Here is a 16,973-nt window from a genome sequence, read left to right as displayed (position 1 = left end):
AGAGACCGAGCGCAGAAGTGCGCGCGCAGGCGCTGCGGGCGCAGCCACACGTGAAGGGCAGGGGGAACGCCCCTCCCCCGCGCGTGCCTCCGCACCCGCCAACGCCAGCCGCCCGCCACAGCGTCGTCCTGGACGACCATGGCCGCGCCGCCGCCTCGGCGTCCCCCTCGCGGTCGCGACAGCGTGCGCGCGCATCGCCCGGCGAGCCAGCCGAGCGATCGCCCGCGGCGGCGGCACGACGCTGCCGGGGCGGGTGCTGCTCGCGCTACGTCCGGACGCCCTCGAAGCGCTCGGTCGACGCCTCGATGGCGGCGCCGTACTGGTCTCGGCGACCAACGGCAAGACCACGACGACCGCGATGATCGCCCAGATCCTGCGCGCGCAAGGACGCCCCGTGGTTCACAACCAAGCGGGCTCGAACCTCGCGTGGGGGGTCGCAACCGCTCTCCTCGACGCTCGGCCGGGGGATGGCCAAGTCGGCTTGTTCGAGGTCGACGAAGCGTGGCTCGGTGCGGTCGCCAGAGCGCTGCGCCCACGCATCGTGGTGCTCGCGAATCTCTTCCGCGATCAGCTCGATCGCTACGGCGAACTGGAACGGCTCGCCGACGAGTGGGCCGCACTCGCCCACGAGCTGGTCGAGTGGGGCACCAAACTGGTGCTGTGTGCCGACGACCCGCTAGTTGCCGACGTCGCACCGACGCCGCAAGCTGCCCTCTACTTCGGGCTCGAGGACGATGCACGTGCCCTCCCCCATCGCGACCACGCCGCCGATGCCACGCACTGCCGGCGCTGTGGCGCGCCGTACGAGTACACGGTTTCGTGGCTCGGTCATCTTGGGCGCTACTGCTGCCCGGCGTGCGGGCATGGGCGTCCCGAGCCGACGGTCGCCGCCCGGCGGGTCGAGCTGCGCGGGATGCGTGGTTCCCTCGTCGAGATCGAGCACAACGAGCAGCGCGCGCGCATCGAGCTGCCGCTGCCCGGCGTCTACAACGCTTACAACGCGCTCGCCGCGTGCGCCGCTGCGATCGCTCTTGGGTTCGGTCTGCGCGACGCCGCGACGGCGCTGGCCGACGTGCAAGCCGCCTTCGGGCGCGTCGAGGTGGTGACGCTCGAGGGACGCGAGCTCGTGCTGATGTTGATCAAGAATCCCGTTGGCGCGAACGAGGTGCTGCGCACCCTGGTCCTCGAGGATCAGCAGCTGTGCCTGTGGATCGCGCTCAACGACGGAATTGCCGATGGTCGCGACGTCTCCTGGATTTGGGACGCCGAGTTTGAGTTGCTGCGCGGTCGCGTGCGCTTTGCGTCGTGCAGTGGCACTCGCGCCCCCGAGATGGCGCTGCGCCTCAAGTACGCGGGGGTCGAAGCACCGCTTGCCGTGAACCGGGAAGTTGCGAAGTCGCTGGAGCAGGCCCTCCGCCACACCGACGGCCGGCTCTACGCGTTGCCGACCTACACGGCGCTGCTCGAGCTCCGCACCTGGCTGGCGCGCAAGGGAGCGGCCAAGCACTGGGCAGATCGGTGAGCGCAGGCGCGGGGACGCCGCTCACTTGCGCCCCCCCACAGGCCGCCACGGTCGCGCTCCACGACCTCGCTTGCGGCTCCTACCGAGTCGACATCGATCAGTGGCTGGCGCTGGCGAGGCAGGCACCGGCCGGCCCGCTCGCCGAGCTCGGTGCCGGCACCGGCCGCGTGACCCTGACGCTGGCGCGCGCCAGCGGTCGGAAGGTGTGGGCGTTCGAGCAGGATCGGTCGCTAGCTGCCGAGCTCGCGGCACGCGCGCGCGGCCTGCCGATCGCCGTTGTGCGCGCCGACGCAAGCGATTACCGCGCCTATCCCGCGAAGCTCCAATTTGCCCTGGTGATCGCCCCCCAACAGCTGGTGCAGCTGGTCGGTGCGCGGCTGCGACCGCTGCTCGCTGCGGCGGTTCGCCACTTGTGCGGGGGTGGCTTGTTGGCGCTGGCGGTTTGCACCGACAGCGACCTCCGTGCGGCCGGGATCGCGCAAAACTCCTGGCACGAGCTGTCTTTGCCGTGGAGATCGATGGAAGTTGACGGTTGGCGGGTCGCGACGCGCGTGGTTGCGGTTGGCCGACGTGGTCGCGAGCTTGTCATCGAGCGCGAGCAACGCGTAGAGCGCACCGACGCCTGCCAACGTGGTTGGCGCCGTTACTTACGCGAGCGGCTGAGCACACTTGAGGCGCACCAGTTGGAGCGGCTTGGCCGCGAACTCGGACTACAACCGGCGCGCAGGATCGCTCTGCCCGCAGACGCGGAAAGCGCGCCGGCCACGATCGTGGTGATGCGCAAGGCGAGGTCGCGCGACGGTCAGCGGGCCGCCAAAGGAGCAGGGGCGTGAGCGAGACATTTCGAGTCTGCGCTCTCTACCCGGAGCTCATGAACATCTATGCGGACCGCGGCAACTTGCTGGTGCTCGAGCGGCGCTGCCAATGGCGCGACATTGGCTTTGCGGTAGAGCGCGTGTCGTTCGACGACCGTCTGCAGCCGGAACGCTTTGACCTCATCTACATCGGCGGCGGACAAGACCGCGATCAGGCACTTTGCGCACGGGACCTGGTGACCCGCAAGCGCGACGCGATCTTCGCGGCGGTCGAACGGGGCTGCGGGATCCTCGCTGTTTGCGGCGGTTATCAGCTGCTCGGCCGCAGCTATCGGCTCGGTGACGAGCAGCTGCCGGGACTCGGGCTCGTCGGTCTCGAAACAGTGCGCGAGCCAGGCCCGCGCCTGATCGGCAACTGCGTGATCGAAACCGAGCTCGGCGGCCGCCTGCGACTGCTAGCCGGCTTTGAGAATCACGGCGGTCGTACCTACCTCGACCCCGACGAGCAGCCGCTTGGGAGAGTCCTGCGTGGACACGGCAACAACGGTCGTGACCGCACTGAGGGCGTGGTGCGCGGCAACGTTATCGGCACCTATCTCCACGGACCGCTGCTACCGAAGAACGTCTGGCTCGCCGATTGGCTCATCGAGCGGGCGCTTGGGAGGCCGCTTGAGCCACTCGACGATGGCCTCGAACAAGCCGCGCACGAATCCGCGATCCGCGCTGCCGGCATCGACCCGACGTTGCTCGACACGGCCGTTTACGACGATCTTGCGTGAGTTCGAGCACTGCCGCTCAGGCGCGCGCTAGGCGCTGCCGAGGGCGCGCAACGCTTCTTCCAGCGAGGTCGTTCCGTCGCGCACCTTCGCGAGCGCATCGTCGCGGAGCGTGCGCATCCCGCGCGCGCGGCCGGCGCGGCGCAGACGGTCGGCGGATGCTCGTTCGAGCACCAGCGCGCGCAAATCATCGTCGAAGCGCAGGAGCTCGAAGAGGCCGACGCGGCCGCGGTAGCCCGTCCCGCCGCAGCGAACACAACTCCCCGGACCGTAGGCGTCGATCGGGCCGACCTGCCCAAAGCCGTTTTCCCGCAACACCTTGCGCGTAAGGCGCAGCGGCTGCTTGCAGTCGCAGAGCCGGCGCACCAGACGCTGGGCGACCACGCACTCCAGACTCGAGGCGACCAAGAACGGTTCGATCCCCATCTCGATCAAGCGCGCGGCCGCGGTCGCAGCATCGTTGGCGTGGAGAGTCGACAGCACCAAGTGGCCGGTGAGAGCCGCCTCGATCGCGATGTGCGCGGTCTCACGGTCGCGAATCTCGCCAACCATCACAACATCGGGATCCGCGCGCACAATCGCGCGCAGTCCGCGCGCGAAGGTGAGGCCGGCCTTGAGGTTCACCGGAACCTGCTTGATGCCGTCGATCTCGTACTCGACCGGGTCTTCGATCGTGACAATCGTCCGCTCCGGTTGGTTGAGCAAGTTGAGTGCTGCATAGAGAGTGGTTGTCTTCCCCGACCCGGTCGGCCCGGTTGCGAGGATTGCCCCGTGTCCCAGTCGCAGAGCCCGTTCGAGGCTCTCGCGGTCTTCCTCGGCTAGCCCCAACTGATCGAGCTCGACGAGCGCTCGTCGCTGATCCAGCACACGCAGCACGACGGCCTCCCCACGGGCGACCGGCAAGGTGGCGACGCGCAGGTCGACCTGCCGCCCGCCGACCGACAAGCTGATACGACCGTCTTGCGGAAGGCGGCGTTCGGAGATATCGAGTTCCGCCATGATCTTCAAGCGCGAGATCACACCCGGCACAAGCGCTCGCGGGATCGTCGTGGAGTCGCGCACGACCCCATCGATGCGCAGGCGCACGCGCATGTCGCCGCCGCTCGGCTCGAAGTGCACGTCGGACGCTCCTCGCTCGACCGCGTCCGTGATCACGGAGTTGACCAGCCGCACCACCGGCGCCTCGGCCGCCGAGTCGCGCAGTTCGATGACCTCGCCCAGCTCTTCGCGATCCCTGCTTTCATCGCTCTCAATCTCCGCGACTGCGCTCTCCGCGCTCGAAAGCTGCGCGAGCAAAGCGTCGATCTCGCCAGCGGCGGCGATCGCCCGCTTGGTCCGCAGACCGGTGGTCAGCTCGATCTCGTCGAGCGCCGGCAGATTGGCCGGATCGGCGACCGCGACCAACAGCGTCCCTTCATCCCAGAAGGCGATCGGCACGGCCCGCATCCGTCGTGCGTGAGCGGCGTCGATGAGGTTCGCCGCCCCCCAGTCGACGTCGAACTCGTTGAAGTCGACGTACGGCAAGCGGTTGCGTTCGGCGAGCGCCCGGGCGAGACCACGCTCGTCGACCACCCCCTCCTCGAGCAGCACCGCCCCGAGCGGTCGCCGCTCCGCTTGTGCGCGCTCTACGCATTTACGAACCGTCGCCTCGTCGGCCAAACCGAGCGCCACCACGGCTTCCCCGAGGCGGCGCGGTCGGTTCGCAGCTGCTGAGGGTGGGTAGAGACCGCGCGGCAGCCGGCCGCGCGTGGCGGGGCTTGGGACCTCCACGTCCTCGATATCGGCCGGCCAGCTACCGCCTGAAGACGCGCGGCGGGCGCCCGGGTGCGCGCCGACTAAGCCAGTGTGCGTGCGCGGGGGCGGACACCGGTCGATCCGAACCCGCGCTCGCCCCGCTCGCCCGCGTCGAGCTCCTCGACTTCCAGCGGCTCGGCAGCGACGAACGGGACCAACAACAGCTGAGCGATGCGATCCCCAGGGCGCACCACGAACGACCGCCGGCGATCGGTGTTGAGGAGCACCACCCGCAGCTCGCCGCGGTATCCAGGGTCGATCAGGCCGGGGGCGTTCACCAGCGTCACGCCGTGGTGGAGAGCAAGTCCCGAGCGCGGCACCACGAGCCCGGCGATCCCTGCGGGCAGCTCGATCGCGATGCCGCAACCGATCACCGCACGTTCGCCAGGCTCGATCGTCACCGTCTCGGCGGCCGCGAGGTCGAGACCGGCGTCGCTCGCGTGGGCACGCTGCGGCAACGTCGCTTCGGGGCGCAGGCGCCGGCAGCGCAGCCGGTAGCTCGGCCCCTCGATCGCGCGGTAAGCGCTCACACCGCGAACCCTACGGCCCGCCGGGGCGCCAAACCGGCGCGGCGGTCGCAGCGGAAGCGTTCGTAGCGTGGCAGCAAGCGCTCCGGAAGGCGTGCGTGGACGAGCACTCCCTCGGCCGTGTGCTGTTGCTGGACACGACCGGCCACCTCGTAAAGCTCGGCGAGCCTGGCTCCCTCCGTATAGGGCACGAAGAGGTCGACGGCTCGCAGGTCCTTCGTCAACTCGGCATCGATGCGGCGGCGAAGCAGCTCGAGCCCTTCGCCGGTGGCGGCCGACACTTGCACTGCGCGCGGCCAACGCCGCTGCAAGGCCCGCCGCTCGGCGGCGTCGAGCCGGTCGACCTTGTTGAAAACGAGCAAACGCGGCCGCTGGTCAGCGTGGATCTCGCGCAGCGTGCGGTCGACCGCTTCGAGCATCGCGCCCAGCTCGTCTTCCGCCACCGAGGCGTCCTGCACATGCAGAATCAGGTCCGCCTGCGCGGTCTCTTCGAGGGTCGCCGCGAACGCTTCAACTAGCTGGTGCGGAAGCTTGCGAATGAAGCCGACGGTGTCGGTCAGTAGGTAGGTGCGACCCTCGATGCGGAAGGCCCGCGTGGTCGGATCGAGCGTGTGGAAAAGACGCGAGCGCACGCTCACACCGGCGCCGGTCAGCGCGTTCATCAACGTCGACTTGCCAGCGTTCGTGTAACCGGCAAGCGCGACCGAAGGCAGCGCCGCCCGTTCCCGCTGGGCCCGCATCGTCTGGCGGACGCGTCGCGTGTGCGCGAGCTTGCGACGGATTTCGGCGATGCGGTCGCGAGCGAGACGGCGATCAGTCTCGATCTGGCTTTCGCCGGGACCACGCGTACCGATGCCGCCGCCCAGACGCTCCAGGTGAGTCCACAAGCCGCGCATCCGCGCGAGGTTGTATTCGAGCTGGGCAAGCTCGACCTGTAGCTTGCCCTCGGCGCTGCGCGCGTGCCGCGCGAAGATGTCGAGGATGATCGCGGTGCGGTCGACCACCGGCAGCTTCAGCTCAGCCTCGATGTTCCGCTCTTGGCGCGGGAGCAACTCGTCGTCGCAGGCGATTACGTTCGCGTCGACGGCGGCGGCCAGCTCGGCTAGCTCTGCGAGCTTCCCGCGCCCCAAGTAGCGGTCAGGATCGGGTCGCTCACGCCGCTGCCAGAGCTCGCCGACAACCGCAACCCCGGCGGTGCGCAAAAGCTCCCGTAGCTCCGAGAAGTCCGGCTCGCGCGGTGCTGCGGCTATGCAGATCGCCCGCTGGCGCGCCCTCGGATTACGGAGTCCCTGACCGAAGCGCGCATCGTCGCGAAGATCCTGCATTCGCGACTTAGTCTACGTTGCCACTAGCGAGAAGCCGACGCGTCGCTGTTCGGCCGGCCAGTCATGGCAACGCGAGACGCTCCACCAACGGCACGGCGCCACGCGTCTCGAAGCGACGCAGGGGCTCGCGACCGGGGAGCACGACCATCCCCTCGGCACGCTCCCCGACCAACAGGCAGTTGCCCGCCGCAAGTTCGAAGGCACAGAGCGCGCAGGCCAGTGCCTCGATCTCCTCGATACGCCGGTCCCAGGGCGACCCACCGCGTAAGCGCACAGCTGCACGACCGAGCGCCTCGATGCGGGCACGCACGCCGAACGGGTGGCGCCGCGCTGGCGGGCGCACCCCGAGTAGCCGCCCGAAGATCCCGTCGACAACGCTTTCCGCGACCACACCGGCCGGCGGGCGCGCGGCGAGGGTGCCGCCAGCACTGACGCAGGACTCGATGCGTCGCAGATCGGCGACGGCTTGGGCGCCCTCGGCACACCAGGCGTTCGGGCGAACACCCGCCTCGGCGAGCAGCCGGTCGCAGGTGCGCTCCCCCGTGTTTGCGGCCGCTCCTTCGGCGGCTTGCGGATCGCCCGTCGACACGCTCTCAGGGGGTGGCAGCCGGTAGCCGCAGACCACCGCCACCGGCGCCAACGAGGCGAGCTCGCGACGCACCGCACTAGCTTCGCCGGGTTCGAAGGTGAGCGCGTCGAGCGCTCCCGCGTGCTCGCCCCGACGCTGCTCGACGAGCGCCAACTGGAGGAGGCCGCCGAGCGGCACCACTCCACAGGCGATCAGCGGCGCAGCCACTTAGGCCAGGCTCGATCGCATCCGCTCGACCGCTTCGAGCAGACGCTCGTCGGGGACGGTCAGCGAGATGCGAAAGAAACCTTCGCCGGCGGCGCCGTAGGCGGCGCCTGGTGAAACCACGACGCCGGCACGTTCAAGCACGTGTTCGCACCAACTTGCTGCGTCGTCGAAACCGGCCGGTACGGGTGCCCATACGTAGATCGTGGCGCGGGGCCGCTGGACGCGCACACCGATGCGCTCCAAGGCCTCGCATACCAAGTCCCGGCGGCGGCGGTAGATCTCGGACATCTCGCGGGGGAAGTCGGCCAGGTCGGTGAGCGCGTGCGCCGCCGCCAGCTGAAGGGCCTCGAACATCCCCGAGTCGACGTTCGTCTTGAGCTTCCAGTAGCTCTCGATCGCCTGCCGGTTGCCGACGATCGCGGCGGTCCGCCAACCGGTCATGTTCCAGCCCTTGGAGAGCGAGAAAACCTCGACGCCGACGTCGCGCGCCCCTGGGGTAGCGAGGAAGCTCGGCGCCTCGTAGCCGTCGAAGCAGAGCTCGGTGTACGACGCGTCGTGCACCACGAGCAGCTGGTACTCGCGGGCGAAGTCGACGACGCGTTCGAAGAAACCGTCCGGCACGACCGCCCCGGTGGGGTTGTTCGGATAGTTCAGGTAGAGCAGTCGCGCTCGCGCGGCGACCTCGCCGGGCACCGCCGCGAGGTCCGGCACGAAGCCGAGCTCTGGCTCGAGCGGCAGCGGGTGCGCACTCGCTCCGGCGAGCACCGGCCCGCCGGTGTAGACGGGATAGCCGGGATCCGCTGCCAAGGCGAGGGAGTCAGGGTCGAGGAACGCAAGGTTCAGGTTGAAGATGCACTCTTTGGCTCCGAGCGCGGGGATGATCTCGCTCTCGGGATCGAGCTCCACACCGAAGCGACGGCGGTAAAAGTCGGCGACCGCCTGTCGAAACTCCGGACGCCCACGGTTCGTCGGGTACCCGTGGGTGCTGGGATCGCGAACCGCTGCCGCCAGCGCATCGCAGATCGCGGCAGGCGTCGGTAGGTCGGGGTCGCCGATACCGAGGCTGATCACATCGACGCCGGCACGCCGTTTCTCCTCGATCTTGCGCTCGAGTTCGGCGAACAGGTAAGGCGGCAGGCGATCGAGCCGGGCGCTCGCTCTCATTCCGTCGGCACCTCCTTGTGCTGGTCGCGCTGGAGCTCGCCGGCGCGCGGCGCTACCGCCTGGTCGCGGTCGGCGGCGGCTCGCAGCCTCTCTACGAAATCTCCGTCCAACTCCGCTGCGAACAGCGGCCGCGCCCAACCACGCAGGTTGACGTGCATGTCCTCGCCGACCTCGACCTCCAGCTCGCCACCGTCGAGCACCACCCGCACTGGGCTCTCCATGCCCCGGAGGACAGCGGCCACCGCGGCGCCGGTCGCACCGGTGCCCGAGGAGCGCGTCTCCCCCACCCCGCGCTCCCAGATCCGCGCCCGGATCGTGCGCTCGTCGAGTGCGCGCCAGAAGGAGACGTTCGTACGCTTCGGGAAGAGCTCGGAGTGCTCGATCGCCGGCCCGATCGCCTGCAGATCGAGTGCTTCCAGCTCTTCCCCGACCTCGATCGAACACTGGGGATTGCCGACGTCGACGAACTGGAAGCGCCAGCGCCGACCGGCGGCCTCGACCTCGCCGCGGCCGTCGCGCGGACCGTTGGGAAAGGAGTCGCTAACCAGGCGTACGCGGCCGATGTCCATCACGCAGGTATCGGGGCCAGTGATGCGTGCCCGCACTTCGCCCTTGCCGGTCGCCACCGAGAAGGAGTCGTGCGTGACGTGGCCGCGCCGGCGCAGGTAGATGAGCGCCTGGCGGACACCGTTGCCGGAGAGCTCGGCCTCCGATCCGTCGGGATTGAAGATGCGCAAGCGAGCGACGATCCCTGGCTCCTGACTCGCTTCGATCAGCACGATGCCGTCCGAGCCGACACCTTCGTGGCGGTCACACAGCATCCGTACGACCGCAGGGGTCAGCGGCAAGGGCCAGCGCTCCCGCTCGACCAGCAGATAGTCGTTGCCCAGCGCGTGCCACTTCTCGAGTCGCACGGCGGGGCACTCTACCCGCGCTGGGCGCGGCGGACGCGGTCGAGGACGATCTGCGCCACCTCACGTGGCGAGCGCGACGTAACGTCGATCACCGTCACTCCTCGTAGCTTGCGCATCCAGGTGAGTTGGGCCTTCGCCAGGCGCCGCGATGCTCGCTTCATACCTTCAAGGTCGCCACGCAGCAGCTCCTCGAACCCGATCGCCTCGCGGGCAGTGCGCGACGCGCCGGCGGCATCGGCCCGCAAGACCTCGGCGCGGGCGGCCGCGAAGATCCGCTCGGATCGCTCGTCGATACGGCGGTACAGCTTTGCGCGCTCCATAGTCAGTCCGACGAGGACCGTCGGTATCCGTGTCTCCTCGGTCCACAGCCGGTTCTCCGCTCCACGAACCGGCTCCGGGTCCGCCCCCATTGCGAGGAGCTCCAGCGCGCGCACGATCCGGCTCCGATCGTTCGGGGGGATGCGGTGGGCAAGCTTTGGAGCGCGCCGCGCAAGCTCGGCATGGAGCGCTTCGCTGCCCCGCACCGCAAGCTCCCGCTCGAGCCGTTCGCGCAGGCCGGGCGGCGGCGGTGGCCGCAGATCCAGCTCGCAGAGCGCCGCCCTCAGATAGAGCCCGGTTCCGCCGACGACGATCGGTGTTTGACCGGCTGCCAGCGCCGCGTCGATCTCGCGGTGCGCCATGGGCATGTACTCGCCGACGGAGAAGGTGTCGGTGACCGGCACGAACGAAACAAGTCGATGCGGCAGTCGCGCTAGCTGATCCGCGGTCGGCGCGGCGGTGAGCGTCTCCAGGCCGCGGTAAACCTGCAGAGCATCAGCGGAGATCGCGACCGGGTCCTCGCCCTCCGCGCGCAGAAGATCGGCGAGCTCGACAGCGATCTCCGTTTTGCCGATCGCAGTAGGGCCGAACAGCGCGATCAGGACCCTGGTTGGGCGCCCTCCAACGGAGTGCCCGGAACTCGCCGAGTGCCTACCCCCCTCTCGGCCCCGCACCGTCCGGCTGTGGCGGCAACGGGAAGCGCAGCTCCGCCGCGACCACGTGCTCGCGCAGCGGTGTTTCGACCTCGATGTGTTCGACCGTGCCGTGTTGAGCGACCACCGCCTCGGCGAGGTCGTCGATCACGTCCGGCACCTCCCGCACCTGCGACCCGCAAACCGGGCACTCTCGACGCTCACGGCCGAGCCATCCGCAGCCGTCGCAGCGCACGCCGGGAGCAGTCGCGTAATCGTCGATCAGCAACAGTCCGACAGCTCCGATCGAACCAGCCCAGAGGCAGGGATCGAGGCCGGTTACCGCTTGCCCGCCGGCGGCTGCCTCCTCCAGCACACGGCGCACGAGCCCCCGCTCCTCGCGCTCCTCGTACTCGCGTGCTGCGCGCGTGGCGATCTCGTGCAGCTGGCGCGCGTCGAGAGTGTCGAGATCGGCTCCGAACGTCGCCGCCACCCGCTCGCGAAGCTTGCGTGGCAGGAAGCGCAAAAACTGCGGCACCGCCTCTTCGTTGCCGCCGACGATCAACAGCTCGATGTCGCGCAGCCGCACGACTTCCTCGAGTTCGTCTACCAACGCTCGGAAGTGGCGCTGCGCAAGCACCTCCGCGCGGTTGCGGACGCGGTGCTCTTCAAGCCCGTACCACCCCGCGAAGTCGCGCTTGCGCAGATGGTCGCCGGTCAGTTTGCGGCTGGGCACCAGCTGGTCCCCGAAGAGCTCCCAGATCTCCGCCCGTGCGCGATCGAGCACCACCACGCAGTAGCGGTGGAAAGCGTCGAGCTGGGCAAGTAGCGGACGTAGCCACAGCGACTCGTCGACGACGGCGCGGTCACGTACCCGCCCGGGCAGCCGCAGCCGTTCGAAGAGCCCCGCGTGCGAGCAAGCAAAGAAGGCCACGGCGGGCGGCTCGGGTAGCTCGTGGGCGACGGACTCCTCGATCCGCTCGATGTCCTCGCGCAGCGACATACGTGCCTCGTGCGATAGGCGATCGCCGTCCTTTGCCAGTCGCCGAGCCTCCGACAGAAGGCTGTTGACACGGCTTTCTACGCGTTGACGCTCGCGGGGATCGGCGGGCACCTCCGCGTACAGCGAGATCGCCGGCACGCCCGCTCCCTGGAAAGCGAGCAGCCGCTCTACCGCCGACGGCTCGACCATTGCGACCTTCACGAAGCGACCCCTAGACGTGCCATCAAGACCTCCTCTCCCGACAACGTCGTGCTGGTCGCGGACGCTATTCGAACGCGCGCGAGCTCGCCGGCCTGCGCAACGCCGTCGAAGTTGACTGTCTTGTTGTGGCGGGTGCGCCCGCGCAGCCGCTCGGGGTCGGTGCGCGACGGCCCCTCGACCAGCACCTCGAGCGTCCGCCCGACAAACCGCTGCGCACGCTCACGTGCCACGCGCTGCGTGAGCTCCACCAGGCGCGCCATCCGCTCACGCTTGACGGGGTGCGGCACCTGATCCGGCATTTCGGCCGCCTCGGTGCCGCGGCGCGGCGAGAAGATGAAGGTGAAGGCACCGTCGAAGCGCACCTCTTCGACCAGCGACAACGTCTCTTCGAAGTCTTCCTCGGTCTCGCCGGGAAAGCCGACGATGATGTCCGTGGTGATCGAACAGTCGGGAACCAGCCCCCGGATCATCGCTACCCGATCGAGGTAGCGCTGGCGGTCGTAGGTGCGCCGCATGCGTTTGAGAATCCGGCTCGAGCCCGACTGCACCGGCAGGTGGATGTGTTCGCAAACGCTCGCGAGCTCGGCGTGCGCGCGCACGACATCCTCACGGATGTCCTTCGGGTGCGGGCTGGTGTAACGGATCCGCTCGATCCCCTCGATCGCATCGAGGCGCGCCAGGAGCTCGGCGAAGGTGATCCGCTGGCCGCGCGGCAGGTCGCGACCGTAGGAGCAGACGTTCTGACCGAGCAGGGTGATCTCGCGCACCCCCTCGCGTGCCAGCTGCTCGACCTCGGCGACGATCTCCTGCGGCGGTCGCGACACCTCGCGGCCGCGCGTCTGCGGCACGATGCAGTAGCTGCAGACGCAATTGCAGCCCTGCGAGATCTGAACCCAGGCCTGGAACGGGCGGGCGCGCTCGGCGGGCAGGTGGGCGGAGAAGTCCTCGAACTCAAAGAACCCCGCCTGCGCCTCCAACGAGTCGCGCACCAGGACTTCCCCGAGCTTGTGGATCTGGCCCGGGCCGAAAGCGACGTCGACGAACGGGAACATCTCGAAGACCTGCTCGCGCATCGACTGCGCCCAGCAGCCGCCGACCGCGACGATTCGCTCGGGCCGCTCGCTTTTCAGACGCTTGGCCTCGCCGAGGTGGCCGATGAAGCGTTGATCAGCCGACTCGCGGATCGAGCAGGTGTTGAAGAGGATGACGTCGGCGTCGGAACGCGCCGCCGCTTCACGCAGCCCGAGCGCCCGGAGCAGGCCTTTGATCCGCTCCGAGTCGTGCTCGTTCATCTGGCAACCGAAGGTCGTCAGATGGAAAGTTCGTGCCGCCCTCGCCATGGCCGCAGGCGAGGATAGAGACGCCTCCGCGATCCCGGCGCCGAGGACCGGCTGCCTGTTAGCTTGCCGCCCCCGTCGCGGCGGGGTTAGGACGCGCTCTGCGGGATTCACTCACGGCGTTTGGCGACAGCGCGAACGGCGTCGTAGGCGACTTCGCTCGCGTAACCTCGCCGTGCGAGAAACTGCCACGCCCGTCGTTGGGCGCGGGCGTCGCTTAGCGCTGCGAAGCGCCGCGCGAGCAGGGTGATCGCGGCCTCCAGCTCGCGCTCGTAGTCGCGCGCGGTGAGCGCAGCCTCCACGTGCTCCTCGGGAACCCCCCGCTGCCGCAGGGCGTACGCGATCCGATCCCTCCCCCACCCTTCGAACTCGATTTTGTCGGCCGCGAAGCGCCGCGCAAAACCAGCATCGTCGAGGTAGCCGTCGGCCTCGAGTTGACCGATTACGGCGTCGATCGCCGAGGGCGCGCAGCGCCGGCGCGCGAGCAGCGCACGCAGTTCAGCGACCGTGTGTTCGCGCCGGGCGAGCGCACGGAGGGCGATTGCACGAGCCTGTGACTCGGCATCGTCGGCGCCGCAGTGGTGCTTTTGCGCTTCCTCGGCCGACATCTTCGACGACCCCGCGGTCCGCGCGAAACAGGCCGACAGCACCGCGGCGCAGCCGGTACTAGATGCAGCGAGCGCGACTTAGGCCGCTCGGGCACCTGCACCGGCGACGGCCGCCGCGTCGCCGCCCGGATCCTCTCCCGCTACCGAGTTCTCCGCGGACTCGCTGCTAGCGGAGCGCCCAGGCAGTACGAGCCCAAGCTTCTCGATGATCCGTTGTTCGAGCTCGCGTGCCACCTCGGGGTGCTCGCGCAGGAACGCTTTGGCGTTGGTCCGCCCCTGGCCGATCCGCGTCTCGCCGTACGAGAAGAACGAGCCGGACTTCTGGATCAACCCGTGCTCCAGACCGAGGTCGAGGAGGCACCCCTCGCTCGAAATTCCGCGTCCGTACTCGATATCGAACTCCGCCTGTTTGAACGGTGCCGCGAGTTTGTTTTTCACGACCTTCACGCGCACCCGGTTGCCGACGGCCTCGGTTCCTTCCTTGAGCGTCTCGACACGGCGGATGTCGAGTCGCTGCGAGGCATAGAACTTGAGCGCACGGCCACCGGGTTGGGTCTCCGGCGACCCGAACATCACGCCGACCTTCTCGCGCAGCTGATTGGTGAAGACGCAGAGCGTGTTGGCCCGGTTGAGGTTGCCGGCGAGCTTGCGCATCGCCTGGCTCATCATCCGTGCCTGGATGCCGACCGTTTGGTCGCCCATCTGACCCTCGAGCTCGGCCTTCGGCGTAAGCGCTGCAACCGAGTCGATCGCGATCACGTCGACCGCCCCTGAGCGCACCAGGAGGTCGGCGATCTCCAGCGCCTGCTCACCGTAATCGGGCTGCGAAACCAAAAGCTCGTCGACGTTTACGCCGATCCGCTTCGCGTAGGCGGCATCCATCGCGTGCTCTGCGTCGATGAAGGCGCAGACACCCCCGAGACGCTGAGCGTTCGCGAGCACGTGGTAGAGCAACGTCGTCTTTCCCGATGACTCGGGACCGTAGATCTCGACGATCCGCCCGCGCGGCAGGCCGCCCACTCCCAGCGCGATGTCGAGCGAAAGCGCACCCGTAGGGATCGCCTCGACCCGCACGTTCGCGACCTCGTTCATGCGCATGATCGAGCCTTGACCGAACTGCCGCTCGATCTGCACGAGCGCGTTCTTGAGCGCGGCCTCCCGCGCCTTGGCGACCTTGTCGCGATCTCTCTCCATCGGCGTCGTCCTCTCCAGCAGCTTGCTTCCTACAAGCTAGGAGTGCGCTCGGACGGACTTTTCGCCCCTCTCGTAGCGTCTGCAGGCGGGGATCGCGACGCCCCGCTGCCGGCACTCAACTGCTGGTGACGCCGACTGCGCAGCGCGCCAAAGGCTCGTAGCGAGCGCCGGAGGGCGCGAGCAGGGAACGGTAGAGCACCAACTCCGCAGCTTCGAAAGCGAGCTGCGGCGGCGGTTCGCTCGGCAGCGGCGGCAGCGCCGGCTCGCCAGCGCGCTCGCGGGCACCGCGGCGAGCCGAGCGCGCCCGCACGCGAGCGATCGTCAAGTGCGGCCAGAACGGCCTGCGTTCGGGCTCCCACAAACCGGCTTCGGCGAGCGCACCACCGACAGCTCGCTGCAGCAGCGCCGCTCGCCCACCCTCATCCTCGAGCTCAAGCGCGTAGAGCCGAGGCCGCCGCGCGGGGATCGGGCGCACGGCGAGCGGACGGAGCCGGGGCGGTGCTGAAACGGCGCTGGCTGCGGCTGCGAACGCGACCTCCGTGATCTCGTCAAGGCGCTCGCGATCGCGTCCGCCTAGAAAGACGATCGTTACGTGCAGCGCGTCGGGCGGTATGAGTCGCAGCTCAGCACGTCCGCCGAGCGCCCGCTCGCGCCAGCCGACGAGCGCTGAGCGCGCAGGTCGCGGTAGCTCAAGCGCGAGGAACAGGCGCAGACGCCGGCTCGCTTCTGGCGAGGGCGCGTCCGCGCTGCTCAAAACGGTGGCTCCTCCCCCCGCGCGAGCGCCAGCAGCAAGTGCAGCGCCGCGGTCGTCGCCCGCTCCCGCACCTCGGCGCGATCACCAGGCAACCACAGTCTGGCCGCGCACGCACCGGCGCCGTCCCAACCGCCGATCCACACGGTCCCTACGGGCTTCTCCGGTGTGCCCCCTTCGGGTCCCGCAATTCCGGTGACCGAGACCGCGAGCTCAGCCGCCAGGGCGCGGGCGACTCCCTGCGCCATTGCTTCGGCGACCTCCTGGGAGACCGCACCGTGAGCGGCAAGCGTCGCTTCGGACACGCCCAGCTCGCGCACCTTGACAGCGTTGTCGTAGGCCACAATCGCTCCCCGAAAGTACGCGGAGGAGCCGGGTCGGGCCGTCAGCCGCGCACCGACCAGACCCCCGGTACAAGACTCGGCGGTTGCTACCGAGCGCCCTGCGAGCGCCTCCGCTACGAGCTCGTCGAGCGTCCTTCCGTCGCGTGAGAAGAGTTGTCGGGGGAAGCGCTCGGCGAGTGCCTCCGCGAGCGCTTCCGCAGCCCCCTCGGCGCTCGTTGGATAGCGGATCACGAGGTCGAGCTCGCCGCGATGTACGTAGCTGCCGATGCGTAGCTGTTGGTAGCCGTCGATGGCGTCGGCGAGCTCCCGCACGGCGGCCGCCAGCTGCGACTCGGGGATGCCAAAGAAGCGCAGCGTCCGCCTGCTAAGCGGCCGCGTGCGCGTGAGCAGAGCGCGCAGCGGGGGGGTTTCGAGTGCTCGTTCGAACAGCGGCTTGAGTTCGCGCGGGGGGCCCGGTAGCACGACGACCACGGGCGACGATCGACCGGTCTCAGCAACACTGACCACAAGGCCGGGCGCGGTCCCCACCGGATCGAGCGTCGTAGCTCCCTGCGGGACTAACGCTTGTTTGCGGTTCGAGCGCTGCAGCGCTGTTTCGTCGAAACGACGCCAGCGCTTGGCGGCAGCGCGTAGTCGTTCCGCGATCTTCTGCTCGAGATCGCTGTCCAGCGACAGGGGCCGCTGGCAGAAACGCGCGACTGCCTCGACGGTGCGATCGTCGTCGGTCGGACCGAGTCCGCCGCTCGTCACCACTAGCGCGCAACCGCGCGCCGCGAAGTAGTCGAGTTCGCTGATGATGTCCTCGAGCCGATCGCCACAGATCGCGATCCCGGCCACCTCGAAACCAAGGTCCAGCAGTCGCTGCGCGAGCCAGGGTCCGTTGCGGTCCACGGTCGAGCCTTCGAGCACCTCGTCGCCGGTGACGAGCACCCCTGCGCGCACCGCACTCATG

16 protein-coding genes are annotated in these 16,973 nt (G+C 69.1%); 3 read left to right on the top strand and 13 right to left on the bottom strand.

Annotated features, from left to right (window positions below; translation table 11 throughout):
- Positions 1-253: 253 nt before the first annotated feature.
- Genes BLW41_RS08110 through BLW41_RS08100 form a run of 3 tightly spaced genes read left to right on the top strand, consistent with a single transcriptional unit; the run spans position 254 to position 3,116 of the window.
- A complete protein-coding gene (locus BLW41_RS08110; RefSeq protein WP_218138343.1) occupies positions 254-1,522 on the top strand; it encodes a MurT ligase domain-containing protein in 1,269 nt (422 codons plus the stop codon).
- A complete protein-coding gene (locus BLW41_RS08105; protein ID WP_093118027.1) occupies positions 1,519-2,355 on the top strand; it encodes a class I SAM-dependent methyltransferase in 837 nt (278 codons plus the stop codon). The genes BLW41_RS08110 and BLW41_RS08105 overlap by 4 nt, the downstream gene beginning before the upstream one ends.
- On the top strand, positions 2,352-3,116 hold the full coding sequence (locus tag BLW41_RS08100) for a type 1 glutamine amidotransferase (RefSeq protein ID WP_093118025.1): 765 nt from the start codon (positions 2,352-2,354) through the stop codon (positions 3,114-3,116). The genes BLW41_RS08105 and BLW41_RS08100 overlap by 4 nt, the downstream gene beginning before the upstream one ends.
- A gap of 27 nt (positions 3,117-3,143) precedes the next feature.
- On the opposite strand, the gene BLW41_RS08095 is transcribed toward BLW41_RS08100, so the two are convergent.
- From BLW41_RS08095 to BLW41_RS08035, 13 genes are all read right to left on the bottom strand, one after another.
- Complete coding sequence (locus BLW41_RS08095; RefSeq protein ID WP_177169422.1) at positions 3,144-4,883, bottom strand: GspE/PulE family protein; 1,740 nt, start codon at positions 4,881-4,883, stop codon at positions 3,144-3,146.
- 65 nt (positions 4,884-4,948) lie between these two features.
- Positions 4,949-5,437, bottom strand: coding sequence for a dUTP diphosphatase (dut, locus tag BLW41_RS08090; RefSeq protein ID WP_218138342.1), 489 nt, complete (start codon positions 5,435-5,437; stop codon positions 4,949-4,951).
- Positions 5,434-6,759, bottom strand: a complete 1,326-nt coding sequence (gene hflX, locus BLW41_RS08085; RefSeq protein ID WP_093118021.1) for a GTPase HflX — start codon at positions 6,757-6,759, stop codon at positions 5,434-5,436. Before hflX ends, dut begins: the two co-directional genes overlap by 4 nt.
- 61 nt (positions 6,760-6,820) lie before the next feature.
- Entirely contained in the window at positions 6,821-7,555 is a 735-nt protein-coding gene (locus BLW41_RS08080; RefSeq protein WP_093118019.1) for a hypothetical protein, read from the bottom strand.
- Positions 7,556-8,719 (bottom strand): LL-diaminopimelate aminotransferase, encoded by a 1,164-nt coding sequence (locus BLW41_RS08075; protein ID WP_093118017.1) that lies wholly within the window; start codon positions 8,717-8,719, stop codon positions 7,556-7,558. It abuts the gene before it with no gap.
- A complete protein-coding gene (gene dapF / locus BLW41_RS08070; RefSeq protein WP_093118015.1) occupies positions 8,716-9,633 on the bottom strand; it encodes a diaminopimelate epimerase in 918 nt (305 codons plus the stop codon). Before dapF ends, BLW41_RS08075 begins: the two co-directional genes overlap by 4 nt.
- Positions 9,634-9,644: 11 nt before the next feature.
- The gene (miaA, locus tag BLW41_RS08065; RefSeq protein ID WP_218138341.1) at positions 9,645-10,625 is read right to left on the bottom strand and encodes a tRNA (adenosine(37)-N6)-dimethylallyltransferase MiaA; all 981 of its coding nucleotides are present in this window, start codon (positions 10,623-10,625) and stop codon (positions 9,645-9,647) included.
- On the bottom strand, positions 10,603-11,787 hold the full coding sequence (locus BLW41_RS08060; RefSeq protein WP_093118013.1) for a baeRF10 domain-containing protein: 1,185 nt from the start codon (positions 11,785-11,787) through the stop codon (positions 10,603-10,605). The genes miaA and BLW41_RS08060 overlap by 23 nt, the downstream gene beginning before the upstream one ends.
- Positions 11,784-13,127: a tRNA (N6-isopentenyl adenosine(37)-C2)-methylthiotransferase MiaB gene (gene miaB / locus BLW41_RS08055; RefSeq protein WP_093118011.1), complete on the bottom strand. Its 1,344-nt coding sequence runs from the start codon at positions 13,125-13,127 to the stop codon at positions 11,784-11,786. Before miaB ends, BLW41_RS08060 begins: the two co-directional genes overlap by 4 nt.
- 107 nt (positions 13,128-13,234) lie before the next feature.
- Positions 13,235-13,732, bottom strand: a complete 498-nt coding sequence (locus tag BLW41_RS08050; RefSeq protein WP_177169421.1) for a regulatory protein RecX — start codon at positions 13,730-13,732, stop codon at positions 13,235-13,237.
- 78 nt (positions 13,733-13,810) lie between these two features.
- Positions 13,811-14,926, bottom strand: coding sequence for a recombinase RecA (recA, locus tag BLW41_RS08045; protein ID WP_093118007.1), 1,116 nt, complete (start codon positions 14,924-14,926; stop codon positions 13,811-13,813).
- 115 nt (positions 14,927-15,041) lie between these two features.
- A complete protein-coding gene (gene thpR, locus BLW41_RS08040) occupies positions 15,042-15,680 on the bottom strand; it encodes an RNA 2',3'-cyclic phosphodiesterase (RefSeq protein ID WP_093118005.1) in 639 nt (212 codons plus the stop codon).
- A complete protein-coding gene (locus BLW41_RS08035) occupies positions 15,677-16,972 on the bottom strand; it encodes a competence/damage-inducible protein A (RefSeq protein WP_093118003.1) in 1,296 nt (431 codons plus the stop codon). The genes thpR and BLW41_RS08035 overlap by 4 nt, the downstream gene beginning before the upstream one ends.
- Position 16,973 lies beyond the last annotated feature (1 nt).

Origin of the sequence: Thermoleophilum album (assembly GCF_900108055.1) — a bacterium.
GTDB classification, from domain to species: domain Bacteria; phylum Actinomycetota; class Thermoleophilia; order Solirubrobacterales; family Thermoleophilaceae; genus Thermoleophilum; species Thermoleophilum album.
This window is presented reverse-complemented; position numbering and strand designations above follow the sequence as displayed.

Excerpts from the sequence above, each read along its gene's own strand:
- hflX (WP_093118021.1), bottom strand. The coding sequence starts at position 6,759 with ATGCAGGATCTTCGCGACGATGCGCGCTTCGGTCAGGGACTCCGTAAT.
- BLW41_RS08075 (WP_093118017.1), bottom strand. The coding sequence starts at position 8,719 with ATGAGAGCGAGCGCCCGGCTCGATCGCCTGCCGCCTTACCTGTTCGCC.
- miaB (WP_093118011.1), bottom strand. The coding sequence starts at position 13,127 with ATGGCGAGGGCGGCACGAACTTTCCATCTGACGACCTTCGGTTGCCAG.
- BLW41_RS08050 (WP_177169421.1), bottom strand. The coding sequence starts at position 13,732 with ATGTCGGCCGAGGAAGCGCAAAAGCACCACTGCGGCGCCGACGATGCC.
- recA (WP_093118007.1), bottom strand. The coding sequence starts at position 14,926 with ATGGAGAGAGATCGCGACAAGGTCGCCAAGGCGCGGGAGGCCGCGCTC.
- BLW41_RS08035 (WP_093118003.1), bottom strand. The coding sequence starts at position 16,972 with ATGAGTGCGGTGCGCGCAGGGGTGCTCGTCACCGGCGACGAGGTGCTC.